At 44.6% G+C, this 24,400-nt stretch carries 19 protein-coding genes; 8 read left to right on the plus strand and 11 right to left on the minus strand.

The genetic code is table 11. From position 1 onward, the window contains the following. Window positions 1–279 precede the first annotated feature (279 nt). Window positions 280–1,248, minus strand: a complete 969-nt coding sequence (locus DKW60_RS08075; RefSeq protein ID WP_109837147.1) for a S49 family peptidase — start codon at window positions 1,246–1,248, stop codon at window positions 280–282. Window positions 1,249–1,276: 28 nt separating this feature from the next. After that, the gene (locus tag DKW60_RS08080; protein ID WP_109837148.1) at window positions 1,277–2,227 is read right to left on the minus strand and encodes an RluA family pseudouridine synthase; all 951 of its coding nucleotides are present in this window, start codon (window positions 2,225–2,227) and stop codon (window positions 1,277–1,279) included. A 563-nt stretch (window positions 2,228–2,790) separates the two neighbouring features. On the opposite strand from DKW60_RS08080, the gene DKW60_RS08085 reads away from it, so the two are divergent. Next, window positions 2,791–6,141 carry an Rne/Rng family ribonuclease gene (locus DKW60_RS08085; protein WP_109837149.1) on the plus strand — a complete coding sequence of 1,117 codons (3,351 nt, stop codon included), beginning with the start codon at window positions 2,791–2,793 and terminating at the stop codon, window positions 6,139–6,141. A 202-nt stretch (window positions 6,142–6,343) separates the two neighbouring features. Then, window positions 6,344–7,033: a hypothetical protein gene (locus tag DKW60_RS08090; RefSeq protein WP_146203451.1), complete on the plus strand. Its 690-nt coding sequence runs from the start codon at window positions 6,344–6,346 to the stop codon at window positions 7,031–7,033. Window positions 7,034–7,076: 43 nt separating this feature from the next. Here DKW60_RS08090 and DKW60_RS08095 read toward each other — a convergent pair whose 3' ends face one another. From DKW60_RS08095 to apbC, 5 genes are all read right to left on the minus strand, one after another. Next, entirely contained in the window at window positions 7,077–8,774 is a 1,698-nt protein-coding gene (locus DKW60_RS08095) for an NAD-binding protein (protein WP_109837151.1), read from the minus strand. An 18-nt stretch (window positions 8,775–8,792) separates the two neighbouring features. Beyond that, window positions 8,793–9,176 carry a DUF6394 family protein gene (locus tag DKW60_RS08100; protein ID WP_109837152.1) on the minus strand — a complete coding sequence of 128 codons (384 nt, stop codon included), beginning with the start codon at window positions 9,174–9,176 and terminating at the stop codon, window positions 8,793–8,795. Window positions 9,177–9,198: 22 nt separating this feature from the next. After that, complete coding sequence (dcd, locus tag DKW60_RS08105) at window positions 9,199–9,765, minus strand: dCTP deaminase (protein WP_109837153.1); 567 nt, start codon at window positions 9,763–9,765, stop codon at window positions 9,199–9,201. 1 nt (window position 9,766) lies between these two features. Further along, window positions 9,767–10,225 carry an LEA/WHy family protein gene (locus DKW60_RS08110; RefSeq protein WP_109837154.1) on the minus strand — a complete coding sequence of 153 codons (459 nt, stop codon included), beginning with the start codon at window positions 10,223–10,225 and terminating at the stop codon, window positions 9,767–9,769. Between the two features lie 70 nt (window positions 10,226–10,295). Continuing rightward, the gene (gene apbC, locus DKW60_RS08115; RefSeq protein ID WP_109837155.1) at window positions 10,296–11,387 is read right to left on the minus strand and encodes an iron-sulfur cluster carrier protein ApbC; all 1,092 of its coding nucleotides are present in this window, start codon (window positions 11,385–11,387) and stop codon (window positions 10,296–10,298) included. 188 nt (window positions 11,388–11,575) lie between these two features. Here apbC and DKW60_RS08120 point away from each other — a divergent pair, with 188 nt between their 5' ends. Continuing rightward, window positions 11,576–12,868, plus strand: coding sequence for a pyridoxal phosphate-dependent aminotransferase (locus DKW60_RS08120; protein WP_109837156.1), 1,293 nt, complete (start codon window positions 11,576–11,578; stop codon window positions 12,866–12,868). A 170-nt stretch (window positions 12,869–13,038) separates the two neighbouring features. On the opposite strand, the gene lolA is transcribed toward DKW60_RS08120, so the two are convergent. Together lolA and DKW60_RS24485 are read right to left on the minus strand one after the other, a co-directional pair. Next, entirely contained in the window at window positions 13,039–13,665 is a 627-nt protein-coding gene (gene lolA / locus DKW60_RS08125) for an outer membrane lipoprotein periplasmic chaperone LolA (RefSeq protein WP_109837157.1), read from the minus strand. A gap of 8 nt (window positions 13,666–13,673) precedes the next feature. Continuing rightward, window positions 13,674–16,394 carry a DNA translocase FtsK gene (locus DKW60_RS24485; RefSeq protein ID WP_281271831.1) on the minus strand — a complete coding sequence of 907 codons (2,721 nt, stop codon included), beginning with the start codon at window positions 16,392–16,394 and terminating at the stop codon, window positions 13,674–13,676. Between the two features lie 212 nt (window positions 16,395–16,606). Between DKW60_RS24485 and trxB the strand changes: the two genes are divergently transcribed. Both trxB and aat read left to right on the plus strand, forming a co-directional pair. Then, the gene (gene trxB / locus DKW60_RS08135; protein ID WP_109837158.1) at window positions 16,607–17,566 is read left to right on the plus strand and encodes a thioredoxin-disulfide reductase; all 960 of its coding nucleotides are present in this window, start codon (window positions 16,607–16,609) and stop codon (window positions 17,564–17,566) included. A gap of 16 nt (window positions 17,567–17,582) precedes the next feature. Then, the gene (aat, locus tag DKW60_RS08140; RefSeq protein WP_109837159.1) at window positions 17,583–18,326 is read left to right on the plus strand and encodes a leucyl/phenylalanyl-tRNA--protein transferase; all 744 of its coding nucleotides are present in this window, start codon (window positions 17,583–17,585) and stop codon (window positions 18,324–18,326) included. Between the two features lie 35 nt (window positions 18,327–18,361). On the opposite strand, the gene ppsA is transcribed toward aat, so the two are convergent. Together ppsA and DKW60_RS08150 are read right to left on the minus strand one after the other, a co-directional pair. After that, window positions 18,362–20,728 (minus strand): phosphoenolpyruvate synthase, encoded by a 2,367-nt coding sequence (gene ppsA, locus DKW60_RS08145; protein ID WP_109837160.1) that lies wholly within the window; start codon window positions 20,726–20,728, stop codon window positions 18,362–18,364. Window positions 20,729–20,807: 79 nt separating this feature from the next. Continuing rightward, window positions 20,808–21,626: a pyruvate, water dikinase regulatory protein gene (locus DKW60_RS08150; protein ID WP_181389625.1), complete on the minus strand. Its 819-nt coding sequence runs from the start codon at window positions 21,624–21,626 to the stop codon at window positions 20,808–20,810. A gap of 86 nt (window positions 21,627–21,712) precedes the next feature. Between DKW60_RS08150 and DKW60_RS08155 the strand changes: the two genes are divergently transcribed. The 3 genes from DKW60_RS08155 (at window position 21,713) to DKW60_RS08165 (ending at window position 24,381) form a co-directional block, all read left to right on the plus strand. Further along, a complete protein-coding gene (locus tag DKW60_RS08155; RefSeq protein WP_109837162.1) occupies window positions 21,713–22,669 on the plus strand; it encodes an MBL fold metallo-hydrolase in 957 nt (318 codons plus the stop codon). A 172-nt stretch (window positions 22,670–22,841) separates the two neighbouring features. Then, window positions 22,842–23,774 carry a hypothetical protein gene (locus DKW60_RS08160; protein ID WP_109837163.1) on the plus strand — a complete coding sequence of 311 codons (933 nt, stop codon included), beginning with the start codon at window positions 22,842–22,844 and terminating at the stop codon, window positions 23,772–23,774. 271 nt (window positions 23,775–24,045) lie between these two features. Further along, on the plus strand, window positions 24,046–24,381 hold the full coding sequence (locus tag DKW60_RS08165; RefSeq protein ID WP_146203452.1) for a hypothetical protein: 336 nt from the start codon (window positions 24,046–24,048) through the stop codon (window positions 24,379–24,381). Window positions 24,382–24,400 lie beyond the last annotated feature (19 nt).

Here is a 24,400-nt window from a genome sequence, read left to right on the forward strand (position 1 = left end):
TTTTTTGTCGTGTACAGAGAGAATTTCCTTATCATTTTGTTAATAAAGTTATTGTAGATATTAAATTAGGTATAAATCTTAAAAATTGCGGCCGCAGTGGGTAGATAGAAAATCATTACCGATAAACAAACAAATCATTGTAAAAACTACTTACATGAAAGGTTCGCATAATTAATATTATGTTAAATTATATAATACCAAAAAAGTACTTTTACTGGCAGCTTTCGCCTGCATACCTGAAACGCATATATCCATACGCTTCAGGCGTAACATTCTGAATTAACGCAACACAGCATTTTGTAAATTGGTTAAGCCAGCGCCAATATGCGATCCAAGTCTTTTGGAAAAACGTTCCAGCAAATCAGACTGCAATGTGAAATCAACAACGGTATCAGCATTAAGCTCATCACGTGCAATACTGCGTACCGAACCGAAACCATCGACTAAACCAAGCCCTTTCGCCTGATCACCACTCCAAAACAACCCAGTAAATAAATCCGGGTTCGCAGCAACATCAATACGATCTCCACGTCCTTGCTTCACTGCATCAATAAAATGTTGATGCGTGTTCTCAAGTAACTTTTCCAGATACGCAACATCTTCAGGTTTTTGGGGTTTGAACGGATCGAGTAATGCTTTGTTTTCACCTGCAGTAATTTGCCGGCTCTCAACACCAATTTTTTTCATACCCTCTACAAACCCAAAACTATCCATACGCACACCAATAGATCCTACTAAACTGGATTTATCAGCATAGATGTTCTGTGCTGCTGCAATAATATAATAACCACCCGAGGCACAGACATCTTCTGCAACTGCATGCACTGGTTTATCAGGATATTTATCACGTAAACGCATGATTTCTGTGAATACATGATTAGATTGTACCGGGCTACCACCAGGACTATTGCAGCGAAGAATAACACCCTCTGCTTGTTCGTCTGCAAATGCGCCTTGTAATGCTTCAATCAGATTATCAGCGCTAGCAGCCTCACCATCTAAAATGGTACCGTTGATGCTTACCATAGCAGCGTATTTCTTACCTTCAGCCATCGCCCCTAATTTGGGATTAGTCAGTTGAGCCACGCTACCTAGCAGGCCTCCCATCACCAATAAAAAAGACAGTGCAATCACAATAAACGCGATTTTAAAAAAGATGTTCCAACGCCTTGAACGACGTTGTTCCTGAATACCTGCTAGTGCTACTTCTTTAAGTGCATCAACGGCTTGCTGATTTTCTATATTCATTCTCTACTCGTTATTTATTGTAATGTCGTTAGTCTATACAGCTTAATGCTGCTGCTAAGTCATCGGCTAATGGAATTTCAAGATTGTATGATTTTCCAGAGTGCTGCAACTTAAAGTCGATTCTATATGCATGTAAAAACAATCGCTTAAGCTTGGTTTTTCTGGTGAATTCTCGGTTTAGTGTGAAGTCACCATATTTTGTGTCACCGGTAATTGGGTAATCCATATCAGATAATTGGGTACGGATTTGGTGCATTCGGCCTGTCAACAAACGTACACTGAGAAGTGTATTGTCTGCGTAAGACGCAATCGGACTAAAGATACTTTCAGAGAGTTTTCCTTCAGTACCATCTGTCACCTGCATGTTTTGTTGGCCATGTTCAGCACGTTTGAGGTGATTACGCACATGCTCTTCCCCTCCTCTCCAACGACCAAATACCAGCGTTTTATAATACTTACTGATGTCACCCGTCTTAAACGCTTCATGTAGTTCCAACAAGCTTGTTCGATTTTTAGCTAACAACAACAGTCCACTGGTTTCTTTATCAATACGGTGGACTAACTCGATATAGTCTAAATCAGTCTTAAGTTGTCGAATCACTTCGATCACACCGTGCGGATTATCAGTACCACCATGAACTGCAATGCCAGAAGGCTTGTTAATGATAATGAGGTCATCATCTTCCAATAGAATCGACTCAGCTATTCTATCTTTCAAAGCTTGGCTAGCTTGCCGTGGTTCTGATGCATCAGCGACATAATTGATTGGAGCAACACGAATTTGCTCGCCCAGCACGAGCTTGTGTGTTGGTTTGACACGCTTTTTGTCGACACGTATCTCCCCTTTTCTTAACAGCTTATAGATGGCTGATTTAGGCAGGAATTTATACTCCTTCATCAAAAAATTATCTATTCTCTGACCGTCTTCTGACGCTGTTACGGTAATGAACCGAACTTTATTTGTGGTTATCTCTGACATTCGCAAATCATAACATCGAACGGCTATCAATGACGCTATTTACAAGTATTCAATTTAGCTAATATTTGTATTGCTGCAGTGTAACAAAATTGTTATATTCGCGGGGTATTCGTAGAATATTGAAAATTGGGGCGTTTTATATCAACGACTTATTCGCACAAGTCTCCACGACTGCCCTCTAAAAGTTTTTTATAAGGCTCGTCAATACGACGAAGTCAACATAGTTAGTCTGGACATTAAGTCAAACAGGCTGACTACTATCGGGAATGGATTGCCCAAGGGCTATCTAAATAAGCAGTTCCATAAAGCCAATAAACCAGTGATAAATATGTTATCTCTGGCGAGAAGAATATTCAAAGATGATGACTAGCGACACCGTCATCTTTCTGAGCACTTGCAGTACACGCACTTCAAAGAGAATCAATACTCGAGCTGTGCGCATTCAATAATATTGCAATCCGTCCTGTGGTTACCCGGGCGGTCGTGCTGCGTTGTCAATGCGAGAGATAACGCGATCGTAGGCTGGTGGACTGTTATTTTACTAACAGGAAACTCATAACTTAATGAAAAGAATAGCAATTAACGCCACACAGTCCGAAGAGATTCGTGTAGCAATGATCGATGGCCAGTACCTTTATGATCTAGACATCGAACACCCCAATCGCGCACAGAAAAAATCAAATATCTACAAAGGTGTCATCACCCGCATTGAGCCTAGCCTTGAAGCTGCATTCGTGAACTACGGAGCCGATCGTCACGGTTTCCTCCCTTTCAAAGAAGTTTCAAAAGACTATTGGAATACCAACGGTAAGAAAATCGAAGGCCGCCCTAGTATCAAAAGTGTACTCAAAGAAGGTCAGGAATTACTGGTTCAGGTTGATAAAGAAGAACGCGGTAACAAAGGCGCTGCCCTGACAACACATATCAGTTTGGCAGGTCGCTATCTGGTACTGATGCCGAACAATCCTCGTGCTGGTGGTGTTTCACGCCGTATTGAAGGCGAAGATCGCCACAAGATCCGTGACATCCTGAACCAACTAGATATACCTGAAGGTATGGGCGCTATCGTCCGTACTGCCGGTGTTGGTCGCGAGCTGGAAGAACTCACATGGGATATGGAGTACCTAAAGACACTGTGGGGAGCGATTTCTGAAGCCAATCAGCAGCACCCTGCTCCGGTACTGCTGTATCAGGAAAGCAACGTCATTATTCGTGCGCTACGCGATTACTTCCGTAGCGATATCGGTGAGATTTTGATCGATAACGAGCGAGTGTACGCTCAGGCTCATGACTTTATCTCAGCGGTAATGCCTCACAACCTGCGCAAGCTGAAGCATTACACGGACACAGTACCACTGTTCAGCCGCTATCAGGTTGAGAATCAGATTGATTCAGCATTCCATCGTGAAGTCAATCTACCTTCCGGCGGTGCGATTGTTATCGATCATACCGAAGCATTAATCTCTATCGATGTTAACTCGGCTCGCTCTACGCGCGGTCAGGGCATTGAAGAGACGGCTTTGAATACTAACCTTGAAGCTGCAGACGAAGTAGCGCGTCAGCTACGTCTGCGTGATTTGGGTGGTTTGGTTGTTATTGATTTCATCGATATGCTACCGAACCGCAATCAGCGTGAAGTCGAAAAGCGCCTGCGCGATGCATTGAAGATGGACCGTGCTCGTGTACAGGTTGGACGTATCTCTCGTTTCGGTCTGCTTGAAATGTCTCGTCAGCGTTTACGCCCTTCTCTGGGTGAGTCAAGTCAGATCATATGTCCTCGCTGTAGCGGTGAAGGTACTATTCGTGGCGTTGAGTCATTAGCACTTTCTATCATGCGTTTGATGGAAGAAGAAGCAATGAAGGACATGACAGTTGAGGTGGTTGCAGAAACCCCTGTTGCTGTTGCGACTTTCTTGCTGAACGAGAAGCGCAAGCCTCTGAGCGATATTCAGGAGCGTCACGGAATCAATCTGAGCATTATTCCAAATCCTCAGCTTGATACACCACACTATGAAATTAAGCGCTTGAAAGAAGAAGATGTTGAAGACCAGCCCAAGTCTTACTTACGGATGACTCAGCAAACAAATGCCGATCACGATGCTTCACATTCTGAGCCAGCTGCTCCCGCTCAGGCAGCGCCTATCGTGTCTCAGGTAAGGCCTTCCAGCCCTGCTCCTGTTTCGACTAAACCAGGCATTCTTTCTCGTATTGTCAGTACGTTATTCGGCACGAAAGACGAAGAAGTACAGGAAACTGCAAAGCCAGTCAGAAAGCAATACGACAAGCGTTCCGGAGGCACAAAGAGTAATTCATCAGCTAACAGCAAATCATCATCCAGTCGCTCTACTCGCTCTGGCTCATCACGTAGCAGCTCGGGCACTGGATCAAGCGCATCAAGCAGCCGCAAACAGACATCATCAAAGTCACGTTCATCCTCAAAGACGACTCCAGATAACAAGTCCTCTACTACTACTGCGAAAACTCAGCCTAAAAAGACCAGCAGCAAGAGTAAGGACACAAATAAGAAGACCAGTACTAAACCGACTAGTCAATCTACCAGCAGCAAGTCGAGTAAGACTGCTAAGCCTACAACTACTAGTGATACGCCGAGTCAAAGCAGTTCACGCAGCAAAAGCAGCAGTGATAGCAAACGTACCAGAAGTCGCAAGCCTCGTGAGACGACGACAACTGACAAGGTAGATGCAAAAGATGTAGCAGCGACGACGGATCAACAGGATATGACTCCGCTGGAGATCACTATTCCATTGGCTGCAAGCAGCTCTGAAAGCAAGAGTAAAAAGCCTCGCCGACGTCGTTCCAGCAAATCAAAAACAACAACTGAAACAGCACAAAGCCCTGATCAGGCAGCTACTGAAACAAATAAGACAGAGGTAGTTGATATTAACAAACCTGTCGTATCTTCAGAAAGTAAGTCTACGCAGAAGCAAACAGACGATAAGGAGTCGACAAAGTCTAGTGTGGCTAAGGAGACCCCAAAGGAAACTAAAGAAGATAAGTCTAAAACCGCTGAGTCAGCTGAGACAACTAAGGACATTAAACAAACTGAGGCTGCAGTAAAGCCAGTTGCTGAAGATACTCCTGAGAAAGAAGCTGCCAGTGAGAAGCCGAAAACACGCTCTAAAAAGACGAGTACGAAAAAACCTAAGTCTGCTAAGGATGTAACAGCGAAGGAAGAAACGGCAGCGGATAAGAAGGATACAGAAGAAACAGCTAAAGCAGCGCCAGCCGCAACGACGACTTCTAAGACTGATGGCACTGTTGATGCTGAAGCGAAGCCAAAGAAAACGACGCGTAAGCGTACAACAAGTAAGTCTAAAGCCAAACCTGACACTGTTGAGAGCAAACCAGAGACTTCCGGTAAAGAGCCAGTTCAAATTGATCTGATTGCCCCTGAAGCCAAGGACAGCAGTGCGGATACAACTGCTGCGCCTAAGCCGGTCACTAAAACCTCTACGCGCAAAAGTACGCGCTCTACGACCAAGAAGACAACGAGTAAGTCATCTAGTGAAGATGCTGCACAGTCCACTGAAGCTAAGAGTTCATCATCAAAAGAACCAGCAGCAGCTAAAGTTGCTCCTGCGGTCGCTACGACTCCAACGACTGAAGTTGCTATAAAGCCAAAAACGACAACAACAACGCGTCGTTCAGCTAAGTCCACGGCAAAGAAGCCTTCTGACTCGAAGCCCGATACAACAAGTAGCTCAAGTACTGCTAAGCCAGCTCCTATTGTTGTGCCTGATATTCCTGAAGCTCCTAAGCCCGTTATAACAACCACGAAAAAAGTGGTAACGGCAAAGGACAAAGCAGCAGCGGTAGTGACTTCGACTGCAAAAGCCGAGTCAAAGTCAGCAGCACCAGCGGTTGCTTCATCTGATGACAGTACATCTGGCTAAACCAGAAGTAATCACATTACGCTGTTGTGAAACAGCTCCTTCAGCGTAATGTGATACAACTTACCGTTTTACTATTAGAAAAGTGTAATATACTTATCAGTATTCGCCCTACATAGAAACGCGCAATTCATGTGATAATAGACTCAATATCTGCCACTCTAACTTGTCAGTGGCACGCAACTTGTGGATTATCATCAACCTCATGCCTATATACGATCATACAGAAATAGCTCACCCATCTGGATTCAGAGGCTTCCGTGTGACCCGCTACTTTGCCAGTGAGAAAAAGAACAGGCAGCGTTGGTTAGGTATCAAAGGTCGTGAAATCAGCGCCGTTAAAAAAGAAGCAGAACAGCTCTTGTCTGAATGGGAGCTTGAGGCGATGCTTGAAAAAAGTCAGCGTGATCGCCTTAAAGTTGAACGACCACAAAACTCTGCTTATGTGACCGGTGTGTCTGGTATCAAAATGAAGTTTGTACGTCATGTTAAGAGACGTGAATCGCGTGCAAAAAAACCAAAACCAGGCCGTAAAAAAATTTACACTTCTGTGATCTATACCCCCTACTTTGTTGTATCTGGTAGTGTTGAAGGAAAGAAGTACATCCGTAAATTTAATATCAAAACGCTAGGCTTTGATCTGGCATGGTTAAAGGCTGTCAGTTATCTTGCTGAGACTAAGAGGATCAAACAGTTCGACCACCTGCTTTCAAAAAAACCGCCTGTACAACAGTTCAAGCTAATCAGGAACTGGCAGAATCAACAGGGTTATGAGATTCCGGAGCACCGCTTGCCAGATGAGTTATTGGATGAGTCTTCGGCTGCTAATGATAATGCAGCTACGGCTTCGGTGATGGAAGCTAACCTGAAATTGATGAGTAGCTCAGCCAAATAACGGTTACCCGTTAGCTTGCCTGTGTAAGGTATGTGTAAGTAAACTATCTCGCAAGTTTAGCCATTATCTTGCGCCACACTAGGCTGTCCGGCTTTAAGTCACCAGTAAGTCCATATTCTAAATATTGTGCGTTCCTTGTCATAATTTGAACGTTGTGGTGTGCCTTTTTGGTACCACACATCAGGAAGCGATCACCGATATGCACTAGTCGGTTATTCTCGGGAAGAATGACATTGCCCTCACCACGCTTCAGAAACAACATAAAGGCTTCTATACGCTTCTCTCTGTTATCAGGCAACCGAAGTAAATCTTCAACCAATACCTGATGCTTGGCATTCAGACGATCGAACAATGCCGGGGTTTCTTTAGCATTAACTTCAAACTCCCATAATTCCGGAAACTCATCACCCATCACCGCAATCATTCTACTGGCTAATAGATTTGCTCTTTCACTCTTAAATCTCTGTACTATCCTTAGGAAGTCACCTAGTAAGGGTGTTTGAGTTAAGGCAAATATCTTATCAGAGATCAGGTTGCCACGTTGCATGACGACATCAAGCTCAGCTGCTTCAAAAATAGGTTTGTTCTTTTCTTCGTTTTGATGAGCGACTCTGAAAATATTTGGGTTCAGCTCGCGTGCAGTCATTAGTACCGAGAGATTATCCGGATCATTACCGGTACCGGCAATAATACCAACCGCCTCATCGATACCTGCTTTTTTCAACGTAGATGCTTCGGTTGGTCTACCAATGATTGCGCCTGCGGGTACATCACGTCTATGCCGATCAGGCTCGATGACACAGAGCTCCTGCCCGATATCATCAAGGTATTGATAAGCTGTACGACCGAAATTACCAAATCCACAAATAATCCAGCGTCCTTTTTTAGGTAGATAAACTTCATCTACACGCCTGTCTCTGGGCCCAGTTGTCCACTCGTAGATCAAATGCAGGCTGGGTGAGTTAATCGCTAAAGCAAGGCGTGATGCAAACGTCTCAAACGGATTAATTACTTCGTTAGCACCAAAGGACAAAATATTGGATTCTGCCTGCTTGGTATCTGCGCGTGCAATCAACCTGACGTTTTTATTTAGTAGCTGAGCCACAATTGCAATGGTTAGATTAACCCGGTCATCATTGGCAAGAGAGATGATTCCTGAGCATCTTGGGTGATTAATTCCGGCATATTCGAGTAATTGAGCATCGGAAGCATCAGCGCGTAGCCACAGGGGTGAAATTGGCAGGTCATTTACTTCAAGGTCATTGATCGGTCCCTCTTCGGGGTCGAGAACCACTGAGAGAACACCATCATGTGCAAGCTCTTCAACTAGCTTTCGCCCCGTTTCACCGTAACCACAAATCAGATAGAAAGGCTGTCGAATACGACTGACTGCTCGCCTGAAACTATTGAGTTTTGTTTGTTGCCTAAATGCCGGATCCTGAAACACACTGAGTAAGGAGCCGATGCCGTATAACCACGTGATAACGGTTGCGTACAGGCATATCAGCGTCCAGTAACGTTGTGGTTGAGTGAATTCATAAGGAATTTCACCAAAACCGATGGTTGTTCCCATGAAGCTAACGAAATAGAAAGCTTCAAAGAACGTCATGTAATATAAATCGCGATTATTGTCTTCACCCGGAATCAGCACATAACCGAGCATTGATACAGCATAAACCAGAATCAACGTTATCAGTGGTGCCCGTAGGCGCCGGAGCAATAAGTAAATTAGGTTAGACATGTGTAAGAGGCTGCGTGACTAGCGACGCAGATTCACAGTTTCAGCAACCAACAACACTACCGAGATTATATTTGCCAGCAATGCGCCCCCACTGAGTGAGACAATCGTGGAGAATGTATCTGCATCCATTTCAGCACCAGCAGTTGCCGAGTGAATTCCCCAAATAAGGGCTGCAACGATAAGCTGCAGAACAGCGACCAGGCTAGTGGCAAGAAATACTGAACCCAAATGCGTTCTGTCACCAAACTTTAATACTGTCGCGATAAGATTCACAACAATGGCAGCGAACAGTTCATAAACGTTGTGATGATGCACATTGGAGAAATCACCCAGAAAGAAACCAAAGTTTAGCGTGAGTGCAAGTACAATGAAAAATGCAAATACAACCTTTTCCGTTCTCATGTGATTATCCTATAAATACTGATCAGGTACGTGGTAGCGTAACGCCAGTTTGTCCCTGGTATTTACCGCCACGGTCTAGGTATGACGTTTCACAGATCTCATCTGACTCTAAGAACAGCATCTGAGCAACACCTTCATTAGCATATATTTTAGCGGGCAGTGTTGTTGTATTAGAAAATTCTAACGTCACGTGTCCTTCCCATTCCGGCTCCAAAGGTGTCACATTCACAATGATTCCGCAGCGTGCATAAGTGGATTTTCCTAAGCAAATCGTCAGAACACTGCGAGGTATTCTGAAATACTCAACGGTTCTGGCCAGTGCAAATGAATTGGGTGGAATAATACAAACATCTGATTTCACATCGACGAAACTGTTTTCATCGAATGATTTAGGGTCTACCACTGCTGAGTTTATATTGGTAAAGATTTTAAACTCATCCGCACAGCGCACATCATAGCCATAACTCGATGTACCATAAGAAATGATTCGCTGATCATCCTGTGTACGTACTTGTGATTCAGCATAAGGTTCTATCATGCCGTGTTCTGTTGCCATCTTGCGGATCCAGCGATCTGCTTTGATACTCATATCAAGGTCTCAAATTGGTAGTGCCTGAGCGTGTAAAAGGAATGTTCAACCAAGGCAAGTGAACTGATCCTGCTAATTGATACTGCATTGCGCCTTGTCGGATAAGGCCCGGCAGCATACTGGCTATATTAACAAAACTTAGCTTGAGAGGCACTGAAACTTGTTTGCTTTGTCGGCCGGGAATCGTAACAGACTCTTCACGGTTACCATTTGCGACAGCGACACCATTTAGCTTCAACTGGTAATCAAAACCGGTCAGTGGTAGTGGGAAAGCATTTGGATTGCTCACATTGAGTGTAAAGTTGGCCTCTCCACCCTGCCAGCTTAAGCGTTCCATTTGCACATTTTGCACACTGACTTTTGGTGGTTCAGCAATACCTTTGATGCCGGCACCTGAACTACAGGCTGTCACGGTGAAAAGGACGAATAGTGTTATTAGTATTGATGTTATTTTAGTCATTCGGGGATAATAAAACAAAACGGCCACACAAGAAACCTGTGCGGCCGCAATATGACGAACGGTAAAACGTTTAAGTATTCTGGATCACGATGTTCGGGAACTTAGCAGTGTAATCTTTGGATTTTTCAGCTAAACGAGCAGACATTTTGCGTGAAATATCACGATACATGTCGCTAATTTTGCCATCGGGGTCAGACACTAATGAAGGATTACCATTATCGGCATGTTCACGAATATTGATATCCAGTGGTAACGCACCTAAGAAATCAACATCATATTCAGACGACATCTTTTCACCACCGCCCTGACCGAAGATATGCTCTGCATGACCACATTCACTGCAAATGTGAATACTCATATTCTCTACAACACCTAACACAGGCACTTCTACTTTCTCAAACATTGCCAGGCCTTTGCGGGCATCCAGCAGTGCAATATCCTGAGGGGTTGTCACAATGACTGCGCCACTGACAGGTATTTTTTGAGACAAAGTCAGCTGTGTATCACCGGTTCCTGGTGGCAGATCAACGATTAGGTAATCAAGTTCTCCCCAATTGGTGTCTTTGAGTAATTGCTCCAGCGCTTGTGTCACCATCGGGCCACGCCAGATCATTGGCGTATCTTCTTCTACCAAAAAACCAATCGACATTGCTTTCAGGTTATGGTTTTGCATGGGTTCGAGCGTGGTACCGTCTTTAGACTCAGGCGTACCACTAATGCCTAGCATGCGTGGTTGGCTTGGACCGTAAATATCAGCATCCAATATACCAACAGATGCGCCATCGCTGGCCAATGCCAATGCAAGATTGGCAGAGGTTGTGGATTTACCAACACCACCCTTGCCGGATGCCACTGCAATAATGTTCTTAATACCTTCAATTCGTTTCAGACTCTTTTGAACGGCATGTGCGGCAACCCGCTGCTCTATCACTGCTTCGACTGAGCTGACGCCATCGATTGCAGATACCAGCGTCTCAATCTCTTTTTTTAATTCATCACGATAACTACCAGCGGGGTAGCCAAGCTCAACGCGTAGAAACACTTTTCCGTCAGTAATATCGATGGCTTTGAGCGCCTTAGTACTTACTAAATCTTTCTCAAGGTAGCGATCCTGCACGGTTTCCAGTTGTGCTTCGATAGCTGCTTTTGAAAGCTCGGTCATGATGATATCTCCATAATTAAAAGGCAATTTTCCCGAGTCTACACTATGCGCAAGCATACAAAAACTACAGATTGCGTACGGGAATGTATTAATATTTTTAAATATTCCTTATGAGATAAGCGAATACTTTTCATTGAGACTACAGGCTTTGCTAATATAGCCCGCTTATTAATATCGAGTCCTGACAAGTGCGACAGAATCTATTACGCGCCGACAATAAACTATTAAATTATCCGATACGTGAAGTCGTCACAATCGGTAAGGCATTGGAGAAACTGGGTCACTTCAAAATGACTTGGGAAAACATTGGTGACCCGATCACTGCTGGTGAGCAAATGCCGGAATGGATAAAGGAAATTGTTCGGGAGAATTCGACAACAGATGAGGCCTTTGCTTACACAGACACTCGTGGTTACCTGCCTACTCGCCAGTACGTGCTTGATAACTTCTCTAATGAGAAAATTTGTACCGTAGAAGATATTCTGTTCTTTAACGGTTTGGGTGAGGCGATTAATAAGGTCATCAATAACCTCCCCCGTGAAGCCCGTATTCTGGTGCCCTCACCGACCTATCCGTCTCATGCAACTGCTGAGGCAATGCATGCGGGTTGTTCATTTATTTCCTACCACTTAGATCCTGCGAATAACTGGGAGCCAGATCTTCAGGAAATTGAAAACAAGGTCAAATACAATGACCACGTGGTAGCGATTCTGGTCATTAACCCAAACAACCCAACCGGCCGGGTGTTTAACCGTGAGACACTGGAAAGTATCGTTAAGATCGCAAAAGACAATGATTGCTTCCTGATCTTTGATGAAATTTATCACTCTATGGTCTTTGATGGTGTTGAAAATACCCTGCTACATGAAATCATTGGTGATGTACCGGGCATCAGTATGAAGGGGATTAGTAAGGATATTCCATGGCCCGGCTCACGTTGCGGGTGGATTGAAGTCTATAACGCGGAGAAAGATGATGACTTTCGCGATTTTATACAAATGATCTTACTAGCTAAAATGCTTGAGGTTTGCTCAACTACCTTACCGCAGATGATCTTACCTCATGTTTACTCAGCACCCGAATTCGAACCTTACCTCACAGAAAGAATAAAAAAATATCACCGCCGGGCATCCGAAGCAGTTGAATACTTCAGCACTATTCCTAATATGCGAGTCACCATGCCCGGTGGTGTGTTCTACTTTGTCGTTGAACTTATCGACCTGCCACGCGCTAAGCTTTCTGCAAAAACCAAAACTGTCCGCTTATACATCGACGACTTACTGGCCAGTAGTGGCGATGTTGCACCGGACTTTCAGTTTGCCTATGAATTAATGGGTTCGGAAGGTGTTTGTGTTGTGCCACTCAGTGGTTTTGGTTCCAGCCTAAACGGTTTTCGTATGACTTTGCTGCAGGAAAACGACGCAATATTTACTGAAACACTACAGAAAATCGGAAAAGCAGTTCAGGAATACTATTCCTAAATAACTGACTATGCCTGCTCTAAGTAGATAGCAATTTGTGCAACGTTAGCAGCAATTCAATACTCGGATACTGAAACCGGAAATAAAAAAGCCAGTTCATTTGATGAACTGGCTCTATAAAGCCGTCAACTTATTTTAGGACGGGACAAGCTGTCTAACAGTTGATTGGCTTATTGAGCTCTACCAATCACATCAGTGCCTTTAGGTGCCTGAAAATAGAATGTACCACCACTGATTGGTACGTTATTTTTCATATTCAGACTCAGGTCGGTACGTTGACCTAATTGGTCACGCATCACCATACGTCTCAGGTTGCCGTTTGCGTCTAATCCCATCTCGATAGATCTGAAATCACGGTTAGCTTGCTTTGGTACCAATTGGAACCAGTCCTGACCACCTTTGGATGGTAACTGTTTCACATGAAAGCGAGCCGCTGGCGGATCCTTTCGTGTCAATACTGCTGCAGGTGTAGCAGATACCGCACTACCAACTGGCTTGATTGTTACTTGTTCAAGCTCTTCGTCATAAATCCAAACGTTCTTGCCATCGCTGACAATTTCCTGCGGTTCAGGGTTCATATAAACCCAACGGAACCTGCCCGGACGGCTTAAATACAGTAAGCCACTGCTGTTTTGAATCACAGCGCCTTTCTTATCATACACACGCTGAGTGAAGTTACCTGACAGGCTATTCACTTTTGTGAAGAAAGCATCCAAACGTTGACGTGCCGAATTATCTGCAGCCATTGCCTGACCCATGCTCGCAACCAGCAATACTGCTACCATTGTTTTTTTCATTAATTACCTCAGTCTTTAACAGGTGGTGGTGCCAGTACTTCGCGCGTTCCATTGGACTGCACTTCACTCACAACACCGGCTTTTTCCATATCCTCTATCATAGAGGCTGCGCGGTTGTATCCGATCTTTAAACGACGCTGTAGATACGAAATCGATGCGCGTCGCGATTCTGTGACCACTGCTACGCCCTGATCATACAACTCGTCACCTTCGGTTTCAGCAAGCGGCTCCAACCCAGGGATTGGGGCGCTCGCTCCGCCTGTGTCTTTTAGGACATCGTCTAAGTATTTGGGTTCACCATTCTCTTTAAGATAATTGACTACTTCTTCAACTTCTTCATCACTCACAAACGCACCGTGAATACGTTGTGGTAAACCAGTGCCAGGAGGCATGTATAACATATCACCATTACCCAGTAACTGCTCAGCACCACCTTGGTCAAGTATGGTTCTGGAGTCGACCTTAGTAGACACCTGGAATGCGATCCGCGACGGTATATTAGCTTTGATTAAGCCCGTGATTACATCGACCGACGGACGTTGGGTAGCCAGAATCAGATGAATACCCGATGCACGGGCTTTTTGTGCGAGTCGTGCAATCAATTCTTCAACTTTCTTACCAACCACCATAATCATGTCGGCAAATTCATCAATTACCACCACAATATAAGGATATGGCTCGAGTATTGATGGCTGTGTATCAATATGCTGGGTTGGATCAAAACTTGGGTCAGTAATCGGTTCACCGCGATCAATTGCTTCCTGTACTTTCTGATTATAACCAGCGATGTTTCGCACTTTCATGTACGACATAGCAGCATAACGACGTTCCATCTCACCAACACACCAGCGCAATGCATTAGCCGCATCCTTCATATCCGTCACAACGGATGTCAAAAGATGAGGAATACCCTCATAGATACTCAACTCCAACATCTTTGGATCAATCAGAATGAGTTTCGCCTGATCAGGTGTCGCCTTGTATAGCAAGCTCAGAATCATGGCATTCACTGCAACAGACTTACCAGAACCAGTTGTTCCTGCTACCAATACGTGCGGCATTTTAGACAAATCTGCAATGGCAGGATTACCCGCAATTGTTTTTCCCATCGCCAAAGTCAGTGGTGATTTTGATTTCTGATAGATATCAGCGTTTAGGATTTCACTGATCGCAACCAATTCACGTGTATCGTTAGGGATCTCAATTCCGATAGTCGTCTTGCCCGGTATAACCTCTACGATACGAATACTTTGTACCCGCATGCTACGTGCGATGTCTTTAGCCAATCCGGAGATTCTGCTGACTTTGGTGCCCGGTGGCAGATCCAGCTCGAATCGCGTAACCACCGGCCCGGGATAGCGGTCAACCACCTCGACACCGTGAATGCCGTAATCCGACAGTGTCGTTTGAATACTCTCAGATAATACATCGAGTTGATGCTCTGAAAACTTGCCCTGGTTATCAGGTGCTGGTTCTAACAGGTCAAGTGGTGGGAGTAGTCCTAACGCATTAGATTTTGACTTTTGCTTGGTGGTTAATGCTTTCTTTATGCCACCGAGTGCCGTCCCTGCAGACTTTTTCGCTTCTGTTTTTGTTGCTTCAATTCTGGGTTTAGGTTTTGATTTAGCCGCTACTGGTAATGCAACGGGGTTTAGATTATCTTCATAATCCTCTTCTTCCGGCTCAACATTCATCACTGCACCTGCAATTTCTGTTGGCGGCGTACTCAGTGTTTCATTAGCTGGCTTTGAGGTTGAAACGACTTCTCGTATGGTCGGAATTTCAGGATCTTCACCATGTTCTTCTTCGTATTGCTCATCGACGTCATGGCTCCCTTGTGCATCATCAGCAGCGGATGATTTACGGCTCAAGGCACCCGCAACGCCAGCAGCCCCGGCTGTAATAGCCGCGTACCATGGTGCTTTTGATTCAGTAACTTCTTCGTCTTTAGCCGCATCTATCACTTTTTTGGGTTTGGTTTTTCGTGTTTCTTTAGCTGGCTTAGTAGTAAGTTCACTGTCACCCCGATCAGAGCCTTGTTTGTTCTTTTTGCCAAATGACATTTTAGGTAGCAGTGGTTTCTTAGTCTTAGGCTCTGACGATTCTTTTACAGCCACAGCCGCCTCGTCAGACTCGTCTCCCAATAGTCTTTCAAAAGCCCATAAGGTCCAGTCACCAACTTTCTCGATGACGCGTAACCAAGAGATATCCAGTAATAATGTCAGGCCAGCGAAGAAACCACAGAACAAAGCAACGGTAGATCCAAAGTCACCCAACACTGCCACAAAAGCCTTGGCAACCATCAAACCTAACAACCCCCCTGCTTTGAAGGTAAGGTTACTGTCTGGCCAGAGTAAAGTGACTAGACCGCAGCCGCACAACAGCGCTAAAAAAACACCGATGACGGTCAACCACGTATTCAGTCCGCCATTGCTCGGCATTGGACGAAACAGGAAAAAACCAAGATACAACAGCGAAATAGGTATTATGTAAGCTAGGTAACCAAAGAAGCCAATCAGGATACTAGACAGGTAAGCACCAGCAGGGCCAGCCTTATTCTGGATAATGCTGTCACTGTCAAAGTGGATGAAACTTGGGTCTTCAGGGTTAAATGACACCAAAGCTAACAATATGACCGCACTCAAACAAGAGAAAAATAGAACACTGGTTTGCTGCAAGCTCACCAATTTTTGCGCGTTGAGTTTACTTTTTATTCCATTATCCGCCAAAACCTACTCCGTGAAGTTCTTATTGCCCTAAATCAGGTGTCATTATTATTACTGGCTAATAATTTTAATTTCTAAGCCATAAACGCCCCATAATCACAGGGATTATAAAGCCAAAGCCAATGAAAAAGAATATTTATTCTGCGTGAGCTTTACCTCGCGACGTCGTTTACTTAGCATAGAGACAACTAACAACATAAATCAGGGTTACATTCATGCAAGATACAAAACATTGTCGCTTACTTATTCTTGGTTCTGGCCCGGCAGGATACACAGCGGCAGTCTACGCAGCACGTGCAAATCTTAACCCGGTGTTGATTACCGGAATGGAGCAAGGCGGACAGCTCACGACAACCACAGATGTTGATAACTGGCCAGGAGATAATGATGGTGTTCAAGGCCCTGAGCTAATGGACCGTATGCGTAAACATGCGGAGCGTTTTAATACAGAAATCATCATCGATCAGATCACCAGTGTTGATTTTAGCACCCGTCCACTGAAGCTACAGGGGGACACGGGAAGCTACACTTGTGACGCTTTAATTATTTCTACCGGTGCATCTGCAATGTATCTGGGTCTGGAATCAGAAGAAGCATTCAAAGGGCGTGGGGTTTCAGCATGTGCCACGTGTGACGGGTTCTTTTATCGCAATCGTCGTGTCGCAGTGATTGGCGGCGGTAACACTGCAGTTGAAGAAGCGCTGTATCTTTCAAATATCGCCTCAGAAGTAATTTTAGTACACCGCCGTGACTCACTAAAAGCCGAAAAAATTCTGCAGGATCACCTGTTTGAAAAAGCTGAAAACGGCAATATTACCTTGATGTGGGACCATACGCTTGAAGAGGTGTTAGGTGACAACGCTGGCGTCACTGGTATGCGCATCAAACATACTAAATCTGACGTTGTTCAGGACATGGATGTTCACGGTATTTTTGTTGCGATCGGTCACAAACCTAACACCGCTATTTTTGATGGCCAGTTAGATATGAGTGGCGGCTACATCACAGTCAAAAGTGGTTCTGCTGGAAATGCAACAGCCACTAGCGTTCCCGGTGTTTTCGCCTCTGGTGATGTTATGGATCATATCTACCGACAAGCTATTACATCAGCAGGAACTGGCTGCATGGCCGCTCTGGATGCTGAAAAGTACTTAGATGCACTTAATGACGCTTAGTTAAAACGGATGATAAATGTCTAATCTGGAATTAGTTTATCTAGATCCATATGCAAAAGATGAGCCCTTCCCTCCGCCTGAGATGGCGTGGGAAGAGCCCAATGGATTGATTGCGATCGGTGGCGATTTATCCCCCACCCGCCTCATCAATGCTTATAAATCTGGTATTTTTCCTTGGTATAACGAAGGTGAGCCGATCTACTGGTGGAACCCTGACCCACGCTCTGTGTTGTTCCCCGAGGCAATCAAGATCTCACGAAGCCTGAGAAAAAGCATTAGAAATAAAGGCTACTCAATTGTTTTTGATAGAAATTTTAAGAAAGTTATAGAGTCTTGTGCAGGGCCTCGTGCCTACAGCGACGGGACTTGGATATCAACCGAAATGCAACAAGCTTACTGCCGCCTGCATGAACTAGGTGTGGCTCACTCTGTTGAAGTGTATAACCGTGATGATGAACTGGTTGGTGGTCTGTACGGAATCAGTTCTGATGGTGTGTTTAGCGGTGAATCAATGTTCAGCTGTGAACGAGATACCTCAAAAATCGCCTTCGTTGCCCTGGCATGGTATGCACAGCAACAAGGATATAGCCTGATCGATTGTCAGATTGAAAATCCGCACTTACTGAGCCTTGGTGCGGTAAATATTGCCCGGAAGGATTATTTGAAAATTTTGAGATCAACACCTAAACCACAAAATGCAGACTGGGTGTTTGATAACTCAACCGACCTATCGCAGTGGCAACCGCAACAGGCCGGGTGATTAAGCTTTACAAGTCAGAGGTAAATTACTGAATCTTATGCTTTACCGTGTTCTGCAAGGTCCAGCCAGGTACTGACAACGGTGTCCGGATTCAATGAAACACTATCAATTCCGTGATCCATTAACCATTCCGCAAGATCTTCGTGATCAGAAGGTCCTTGACCACAAATACCAACGTACTTGCCCTGCTTCTTGCACGCCTGAATGGCCATTTGTAGCATCGCTTTGACCGCAGGGTTACGCTCATCAAAGCTTTCAGCTACCAAAGCAGAGTCACGATCCAGCCCTAAAGTGAGCTGAGTCATGTCATTAGAGCCAATGGAGAATCCATCGAAGTACTCAAGGAACTGGTCCGCCAGAACCGCATTAGATGGTAACTCACACATCATAATGTGCCGCAAGCCATTCTCACCACGCGCTAAACCATTCTCAGCCAGTAGCTCAGTGACTGACTTAGCCTCGTCAAGAGTGCGGACAAATGGCACCATGACTTCGACGTTATCGAAACCCATATCATTGCGCACACGTTTAATGGCTTCGCACTCCATATCAAAACAAGAACGGAACTCAGGGTCGATATAACGTGCCGCACCACGGAAGCCAATCATAGGGTTTTCTTCATCAGGTTCGTAGTTTTCACCGGCAATCAAGTTGGCATATTCATTTGATTTGAAGTCAGACATTCTGAGAATAACAGGCTTCGGATAGAACGCCGCCGCGATACTAGAGACTCCTTCAACGATCTTACTAATGAAGAATTCTTTAGGAGATTCATAAGCATCCGTGCGCTTCTTAATAATTGTTTGAAGGTTTTCAGATTGCTTATCCAGCTCCAGCAAGGCACGAGGATGGATACCTATCATATTATTGATAATGAATTCCATGCGTGCTAAACCGACTCCGTGATTCGGAACCTGACAGAAGTCAAAAGCACGATCCGGATTACCCACATTCATCATGACTTTCAACGGTAACTCAGGCATGTCCTGAAGTTCGGTGCGCATCACTTCAAAAGGAATTAACTCAGGATACACATAACCCGTATCACCCTCTGCACAAGAGACGGTTACATCCGTGCCATCAGCAATTGTATGTGTTGCATCACCGCAACCTACAACTGCCGGCACTCCTAGCTCGCGGGCAATAATGGCAGCATGGCAGGTACGTCCACCACGATTAGTCACGATGGCTGAAGCACGCTTCATGATCGGTTCCCAGTCCGGATCTGTCATATCAGTGACCAGAACATCACCAGGCTGGATGTGATCCATATCATCAATGCTCATGATGATCTTAGCTGTCCCCGAACCAATGCGTGAGCCAATGGAGCGCCCTTCCACAATTGCCTTGGATTTACCTTGTAATTCATAACGTTCCATCACATTGCCAGATTGACTTTGTACGGTCTCGGGACGTGCCTGAACAATGTACAGCTCACCATCTGTTCCGTCTAGTGCCCATTCAATGTCCATGGGGCGCTTATAGTGTTGTTCTATAATAACAGCCTGACGAGCCAGAGCTTCTACCTGCTGATCGTTAATGCAATAACGACGGCTTTTTTCATCATCTACATCAATTACTTTAACAGGCTCTTCACCCTCAGAATCATAAACCATTTCAATCAGTTTACTTCCGAGTGTGCGCCTCAGAACGGCTGGTTTTCCGGCTGCTAAGGTATCTTTATAGACATAAAACTCATCCGGATTCACCGCACCCTGCACGACCATTTCGCCCAAGCCGTAACTACCGGTCACCAGTACGACTTTATCGAAGCCTGACTCAGTATCAAGTGAGAACATAACGCCGCTGGCGCCAATATCAGAGCGTACCATTTTTTGAATGCCGGCTGACAAGGCAACTAAGCCGTGATCAAAGCCCTGGTGGACGCGGTAGGCAATTGCTCTGTCAGTGAATAATGAAGCGAATACACGACGTATCGCCATCTTGATATCAGCTAAACCATGTACGTTGAGGAATGTTTCTTGTTGACCTGCAAAGGATGCATCTGGCAAGTCTTCAGCGGTGGCAGATGAACGGACTGCCCATGTCACGTCTTTACCATACTCAGCCTCAAGCTTAGCGTATGCTTCGTCAATACTCTTTTCAAAGCCTTCCTGCAGCGGAATGTTCATAATCCATTCACGAATCTGAGCGCCAGCTTTACCTAACTCCATGATGTTATCGACATCCAGGGTATCCAACACGGCATTGATTCGATCGCCTAAACCATCATGTTCCAGAAACTCTCGGTACGCATCAGATGTTGTTGCAAAACCACCGGGCACCTTCACGCCGAGGTTGGTTAAATTTTGGATCATTTCACCAAGAGAAGCGTTTTTACCGCCTACATGGTCAATGTCATTAATACCTAGCTGGTTTAGCCAAATAATGTATTGTTTCATGATGTACCTTTTAATGACTGGATTATGGTCAACACCTGCCGCGCAGGGCCGTCATTCAAGGGTAAATCGCAGAAAGTATTTAATCAACACTCTTAGAGAGACGGTATATACGTACAATTTGGGTTGCTAATTCCTCGACGGACTGACTCGTAACATCCAAAGGAACCAAACCGTGACGGTCATATAAATCCATCGCCATTTTAATTTCCGAGGCGCAAATTGGCATAGAAGCATAGCGGCTATTGGGTCTGCGCTTCTCACGAATATGATGAAGACGTTGTGGGCTAATGGTAGTTACAATCAGTTTTTCTTTATATTTCAGGATCTCTTTAGGAAACGCGTGGCGTTCAAAATCGTCGCTCGTCAAAGGATAATTCGCCGCTTTTATGCCATATTTTAATGCTAAGTATAGGCAAGTTGGGGTCTTTCCAGAGCGTGATACACCCACCATGATGACATCAGCCTCATCCAACCCCTTTAGCACCATAGCGTCATCATGAGCCAGTGTGTAGTTAACTGCATCGATGCGCGCATCATATTGTAACTCATTCACCAGACCATGCATTAAGCCAGATTCTCTTCGTGGTACCACTCCCAGATTATCTGCAATCTTATCCAGATAATTATCAAACAATTCGTAATAGTTAGCAGCCACCCCAGAAAGCACTTTATTGATCTGTTTATTAGCCATGGTGGCAAATACCAGCGGCTTAACAGACTGGCCTTCAGCAATTTCATTGATTTGCTCAACCAAAATCTCTGCTTTTTCAATAGTATCTATGAATGGATGATAGCGCTTTGTGAAGCTAAACTGTGGAAACTGTGACAACAAGCTACTACCTAATTCATCAGCAGTAATTCCGGTACTTTCTGATATAAAGAAGACATCGCAATTCATAGTATTAGCCTCAATAAACCTGTTATTTTCATAGTAAAATTGTACCACAGGTGAGCAGATCATTACTTTCAGGAGATAATCTTTACATGGCAACAAAAGCAACTTACAGCGACCTTGGTGATGGCGTCATTCACATTGATGCGGAATACATAAATCCGGGAGTAGCCTCTGTCTATCTGATTATAGAAGGCAATGAATGCGCCATCATTGAAACAGGTACCAACCATACTGCACCTTATATCATGTCAGTACTGAATGAATTTGGTCTTGATGAGACATCAGTGAGCTATGTGATTCCTACCCATGTTCACCTTGATCATGCCGGAGGGGTAGGCAAACTGATCAAGGACTGTCCGAATTCAACACTGATTATTCACCCTCTGGGCGCGCGTCACATGATCGATCCCAGCAAGTTAATCGCGGGTGCTAGTGCGGTTTATGGTGAAGACGCGTTTAAAGCTATGTATGGCGAACTACAGCCGGTGCCTGCTGAACGTGTCATTGAAGCACCAGATAACTTTGAATTGAAGTTGGGTACACGTACATTGCGTTTTTACGATACACCGGGGCATGCGAGACATCATTTCTGTGTGCATGATCTTAAGAGCAATAGTATTTTCACGGGTGATACCTACGGTATCGGTTACCCTTCTCTCAACACACCTTCAGGCCCACTCGTATTTGCTACAACCACGCCGGTGCAGTTTGATCCTGATGCACTCAGAGCAAGCATTGCGCGATTAGAGGATGCAAATCCAACGGGGTTTAATCTAACGCATTATGGTCGTATTACTCCTGATAGTAATATTTCCGGGCAACTGCTTCGCTCGATTGACAAGTATCTGGAGATTACAGAACAACACAGTAACAGCGGTGAGGAGCGCTCTAAGCTGATTAAAGAATCAATAGATGAATATTTGCTCAGCGAATACCGATGTTTAGGTGGCGAAAAATCTGATGATGAAGTTCTGAAAATCATTGCGATGGACGCCAAACTAAATGCACAAGGTTTGGATTTTTGGATGTCAAAGAAAAGCAGATAATCGGTAGGTTTTAGCAGATTAAATTATCATTATTTATTTAATTATCAAATACTTGAGTTATGTTTAGACAAGCAAGAACTTGTCATTATAATCTTCGTCTCAACGGGTGAACGGTACAGGATGTACTGATCTTTTTTAAGAAAAGCACCCGGATAATAAAGGAGATAATAAAATGCTAAAACCCCTATCATTACTCAGTATTAGTGCTGCTGTATTACTGGCAAGTACTCAGTCTTATGGGCATGTGATTTGCGCACCTAATACGCCACATATCCAAAAAGCTCACTCACATGCTCAGAGCTACACTGTGCCACGTATTGCGGTGAACCAACAACACAACCAGCGCTTCTTGCAGGAACAACGTGCCAGGCAGCAGAAAGCACTGGCTAATCAACATCGCATTAACCAACAGCGTCGTGCACAAGCGCTAAGAGTTCAGCAACAAGCTGCCGCCAGAAAAGCTCAAATTATCAGGCAACAACAGATCGCTGCACAAAATGCGCGAGCTGCAAGACAAAAAGCAGCACAACTGGCAGCTCAAAGAGCTGTTGCCGCCAGAAGAGCACAGCAAGCACATGCAGCAACGGTGACACAGCAAGCCCGCTATGTTCAGCAGCCTGCAGTAAGCTATGTACAACAGCCCGTTGTGCAACAGGTACATCGCCCCACCGTTCAGTATGTGCAGCATCAGCCTGCGGTTCGTTATGTACAACCTCGCTATGTCCCTCAACCTGTTTATTATGCGCCAACACGTTCGTCTTTTACGGTAAGTGTTGGCGGTGGTAATGATCACAATTACTCACAGCGTAGACATGTTCAACGTCAGGCCCGTCAGATTAGACAACAACGAGCCGCTCACAGAAATGCCAGACATCAGGTTCGTCAGCACAGAGTGGTTCGCAGCCATAACCGACACCATGCCGGAAAGCGAGTAGTCAGAAGTCAGGTGAGACATCACGCGGGCCATCGTGTCGTCAGAAGCAATGCTCACCACCAAAGAGTAAAACAGCAACGGTTCAATGCTAAACGTGCGAATTATCAGCGCCACCAATGGAGGTCATCAGGTCATAATTCTGGTAAACACGGACATTACAAAAAAGGATAACTATTTTTAAGTAATAAATATTACTTATTATATCAATAAATGACGGCATTGTTTTTACAATGCCGTTTTTTTGTGTAAGGTTTAACCAAATGGTCATTTATCATTGATGTTAAGTCCGCTAGCAATAATAATGAACTACTTTTGTGAACCATATCACCTAACGCTAGTCTCACATAATAATTGACCAGAGACTCAGCAGATTTGGGGTGATACTTTGAAGAAAAGCAGACAATTTTATAGAGTAGTTTTAACAATATCCTTAACAACGTTGTTGTCCGGGATAGCGGCGGCAGGTAACAATGTGGTCACTGCCAGACAGGTCACGAATGTTCAGAAGAAACAGGCTCAGTCGATAGAGCAAGGTGTCAAAGTCGGAAAACTTACACCAAAAGAAGCAAAGAAGTTAAACAATGAGCAAGCAGAAATCGATGAGTTAAAGGAGGAACTAGCTGCTAACGGATCGCTAGATACCGAAGAGTTGGCTTTATTATTCAAGCGCCTTGAAACAGCCAGAAACAATATCAATAAGCTACTAAGAAACAATGTCAGCAGTTACGGACAGCTCGACAGAAACTCATTGAAAACTGCTAGTGCTGCTATTGATTAAACTCAACAACCACCAGCTA

The organism is Leucothrix pacifica, from assembly GCF_003172875.1.
GTDB lineage: Bacteria > Pseudomonadota > Gammaproteobacteria > Thiotrichales > Thiotrichaceae > Leucothrix > Leucothrix pacifica.